At 52.5% G+C, this 3,361-nt stretch carries 4 protein-coding genes; all 4 read right to left on the bottom strand.

What is annotated here, in order from left to right; translation table 11 throughout:
* Nucleotides 1–173: 173 nt before the first annotated feature.
* Nucleotides 174–374 carry a hypothetical protein gene (locus tag B5E43_RS14645; RefSeq protein WP_087397898.1) on the bottom strand — a complete coding sequence of 67 codons (201 nt, stop codon included), beginning with the start codon at nucleotides 372–374 and terminating at the stop codon, nucleotides 174–176.
* A 331-nt stretch (nucleotides 375–705) separates the two neighbouring features.
* Complete coding sequence (locus tag B5E43_RS14650; protein WP_087397900.1) at nucleotides 706–1,128, bottom strand: sigma factor-like helix-turn-helix DNA-binding protein; 423 nt, start codon at nucleotides 1,126–1,128, stop codon at nucleotides 706–708.
* A 383-nt stretch (nucleotides 1,129–1,511) separates the two neighbouring features.
* A complete protein-coding gene (locus B5E43_RS14655; protein WP_087397902.1) occupies nucleotides 1,512–2,189 on the bottom strand; it encodes a hypothetical protein in 678 nt (225 codons plus the stop codon).
* A gap of 239 nt (nucleotides 2,190–2,428) precedes the next feature.
* Nucleotides 2,429–3,361, bottom strand: a 933-nt coding sequence (locus B5E43_RS14660; RefSeq protein ID WP_143383026.1) for a site-specific integrase, incomplete at its 5' end; no start/stop codon positions are given.

Below are 3,361 nucleotides of genomic sequence, written 5' to 3' on the forward strand. Positions count from 1 at the left end.
ATAGGTGTATTCCTCCTTGACGGGTACGGGATCTTCCATGTGGGCCTCCTTCCAGAGCGATACGAAACAATGACCGACAGTCCCCCTTGTCCCGTGGGGAAACGCAGAAAGGCGGCACCGCCGAAGGTGCCGCCCTCTTGCCTTGCTCCACTTTGGGACAACTTGTCCCAAGGTCAGTAGGGGCTGTTCTCAAAGTGCTGCTGGGCCTCCTCCAGCCCACGGATGTCAAAGACCTCATAGAGCTCTGCCACCACACGCCGGATGTCCGTGGGAGAAAACCCACAGTTTTCCATAGCGTAGATGACATAGCCCCGGCAGACATTGTTGCTCCACGGCTGGGCAAGCAGGGCCGCCAGTTCGGGATCATACTTCATGTTGGTTTCCTCCTTGATAAAAAGTTTCGGGAGCGCCACGCTCATTTCCTTGGCCCGTCATAAGACAGCAATACTCAGCATGACGCTCCCGAGGGGGGCGGCGGCCCAGAGGGGCAAGCGGCCAGCTTGTCCAACTGCGGATCGTGGCCGTGGGGTGGCTTGTCCCACTTGCGGCACTGGTGTTATTCGCTCGTTCTCCTGCCGGAGAAGTCACAGCGCACCCGCCGCTCGGCTCCCCGCTCTATGGCTCGGGGCCGCCGCTATTCAGTTGTTGATCGGATGTAACTCCTCTCATATACCAAGGACATCTGGCAGATCAATTCGGACGGGTTTACAGACACTTTTTCAAATACTGTTTCATCTTCTCAAGTCCCCGCTCCACAGAGCGCCGCACGGCACTCTCATGGACACTCTCTGCCCTTGCTACTTCGGAATAGCTCTTGCCGAGGATCACACAGGCATCCACCCGGCGACCCTGCGTTTCGGGCAAGGAATCGAGCGCAGCACACAAATAGCAGAACAGCTCCATGCGCTCCAGCAGCTCCTGCGGAGTGGGTTCGGAAACACAGGCGGAGTATTCGATCCCGTCCTCGCAATCGAGAGAATACTGCGCCTTATTGCGGACGATCCGCCGCTGATAGGCAGCCTCGTACAGTCTGCTTGCCCGGAGCTCGTCAGCAACTTCCTCGGAAACCTCTATGTATTCGTCGTGGGTGTACCACGGATAAAAGTCTTTCAGATTGATGGTCGTCATTTGTAATTCCTCCGTTCAGATGGTTGGGGGTGAATGGCGATCTGAACGGAGGGCGGCGGAGAGCGACACCCGGGCCGCCTTTGCCCACTTCGGGACAACTTGTCCCAAGGTAGATAAAACAAAATGCGCCTGTGTACCACAAAGGCACACAGGCGCAGGAAATTACATATTCACTTAAAAGCTGACAATTTTCGCATCCGCCACCGGATTGATCCCATCGGAAAGACGAGCTTTTTTTGATAGGTCAGGCGGATGGAAAATGAGAGATGGCATAATAAGGCTCCTAAAATACCGTAACTAAAAATCAATTTTTATACAAGCACAGCCTTCACTTTGGGGGATTACTTACTCTGCGTTGTTCAACAACCTATTAGCATAGTAATTCAGTCCTTCACACGGCTCATAATATTTTCAAGCAACTCCTGCAACTGATTTAAGCCCATATTTTTTGTTTCAATATCATAGTTGATACCTTCATAAGAAAAGTTGACCATATACATACTGTCGTAGCCATAGATTGTCACTGGTGTTCCGTTCACATTTGACACTTCGGGATTTTCGTCTTGGATAAAACAATCTCTGATGGGTGCCTCAAAATTACACAAGGCGATCGTTACTTGTACTCCATCATCTGATTGACAATCAAATACATAGTCGTGCAACCTGTACTCACCGTTTTGTTCGGAATCTTTATAACCTTTTGTTGCTAATGAGTAGAAGGCCATGCTCATGCGATACTCTTCTGGTATCAGGGCTACAAAATCGTCATATGAAATGTTTGCAAATGTGTAAAAATCTTCTTCGACTAACTGCCATACATCATATGGAAGTTTGTCATAATGAGTAAGCTCTACATCAATATCAGCCGTAATAGGCGGTGCATCTAACTGATTTACCACAAGTTCAGCATTACCACCATTTAGTGATGGGGATGTGTTTTTATCGGGGTTATCAGCAATAACACTATTGGGATCGTCAGACGGTGTAGTACCTTGCTGGCAGAAATAATTGGGGAGAACAGAAAAAGCAGTAAAAAGCACAACAGTAAGGCAAGCTGCCATAGCACTCCATTTCACTAAACGCCAAGACTTGGGCCGCTGATACCATCTAACAGCCCGTTTACGGGCGGCAAGTAACAGTCCTCACGCAGCTGGCAGACCGTATTACGCGTTGCACGCGTCCGCGAGGAACAAAGGGCTATGCCCGCATAGTGACAACCACCAGCTTCGCTGGTGGATGTGTTCATTGTTTACAGCGGCGCAGGATTTGAAGGAGTACTTTTACATCTGGTTTTGACATTTTATGATGCCTGGACCTCCTCTCTGCACTCCGCCTGAATTTCACCGTAGTATTTCTGTACGGTAGACCGGTCCATGTTCAGCTCTCTGGCGATCCTGGACTTGCTGGTCACACCGGGATTCTCCCGCAGGTAGGCGGCAATGGCTTTCTTCTTGGGGCTTACCCCGTCTGGGTACTCCGTGCTGGCCCCCGAGCGCAGGGCGGCGATCTCCGCCTTCATTTCTAGGATCAGCGCTTCCAGTTTCGCCTCACACTCCTCCTCCGTACGGCCATAGACATTCCGGGAGTGCTTTTTCCCGTCCGGCCACACCGGAGAGTATCTGCCCTCCCAGAGGTGGTCGTTGAGCTGCTTGACATAGCCCGTGCCGGGTCTGCGGCGGGCCGGAAGGATCGGGGTGAATGTTTCCTGTGCTTGGGGTTTCTCCGCCTTCTGCTCCGGCTCTGACTGCACCTCCGCCTTGGCGATGCCCCGGTCAATGTTCACCGCCGCTTTCTGCCACATCTCGTCGGTGATGTGGGTGTAGGTATTCAGTGTTGTGGCCGACGACACATGGCCGATGATCGTTGAGAGCGTTTTCACATCCATCCCATTCTCCAGGGACATGGTTGCAAAAGTATGGCGTAAATCGTGGAATCTTATCCTCTTGCACTCTGCCCGCTTTAGGATCACCTGGAGCCGTTTGCGCACATAGCCCGGATCGACGGGCTGTTCCGGTTTCGTACGGGAGGGAAACATCAGGTCCGAGAAGATGCCCCTTTTATACTCCGCCAGCACCTCCAACATGGCGGGCGGCAGGATGATGGTGCGGTTTGCCGCCTTTGTTTTCGGTTCGCTGATGACTAGCTTGCCGCCTACCGGGTTGACCTGTTTGTCGATGCGGAGCTTTCCGGTGGCGAAGTCCAGGTCCTCCCAGCGAAGGGCCAGCAGTTCCCC

The sequence above is a fragment of the Flavonifractor sp. An100 genome (assembly GCF_002161175.1).
Lineage (GTDB): Bacteria > Bacillota > Clostridia > Oscillospirales > Oscillospiraceae > Lawsonibacter.

Bases quoted from the DNA above. Each gene is read 5' to 3' on its own strand.
- B5E43_RS14645 (WP_087397898.1), bottom strand. From the start codon at position 374: ATGAAGTATGATCCCGAACTGGCGGCCCTGCTTGCCCAGCCGTGGAGC.
- B5E43_RS14650 (WP_087397900.1), bottom strand. From the start codon at position 1,128: ATGACGACCATCAATCTGAAAGACTTTTATCCGTGGTACACCCACGAC.
- B5E43_RS14655 (WP_087397902.1), bottom strand. From the start codon at position 2,189: ATGGCAGCTTGCCTTACTGTTGTGCTTTTTACTGCTTTTTCTGTTCTC.